At 44.6% G+C, this 538-nt stretch carries 1 protein-coding gene; it reads left to right on the top strand.

Features of this window, described 5'->3' with window-relative positions; genetic code table 11:
• Positions 1-538: type 1 fimbria chaperone FimC (fimC, locus tag ACUU1I_RS21130; protein ID WP_449144941.1), on the top strand; the 538-nt coding region annotated here is incomplete at both ends.

The following is a 538-nucleotide window of genomic DNA, read 5'->3' as shown; positions in this document are numbered from 1 at the left end:
AGGAAATAACATTCTGCTTGCTGGCAGGTATCCTGATGTTCATGGCAATGATGGTTGCCGGACGCGCTGAAGCAGGAGTGGCCTTAGGTGCGACTCGCGTAATTTATCCGGCAGGGCAAAAACAAGTGCAACTTGCCGTGACAAATAATGATGAAAATAGTACCTATTTAATTCAATCATGGGAGGAAAATGCCGATGGTGTAAAGGATGGTCGTTTTATCGTGACGCCTCCTCTGTTTGCGATGAAGGGAAAAAAAGAGAATACCTTACGTATTCTTGATGCAACAAATAACCAATTGCCACAGGACCGGGAAAGTTTATTCTGGATGAACGTTAAAGCGATTCCGTCAATGGATAAATCAAAATTGACTGAGAATACGCTACAGCTCGCAATTATCAGCCGCATTAAACTGTACTATCGCCCGGCTAAATTAGCGTTGCCACCCGATCAGGCCGCAGAAAAATTAAGATTTCGTCGTAGCGCGAATTCTCTGACGCTGATTAACCCGACACCCTATTACCTGACGGTAACAGAGTT

The sequence above is a fragment of the Shigella sp. SIG3 genome (assembly GCF_053555855.1).
This window is presented reverse-complemented; position numbering and strand designations above follow the sequence as displayed.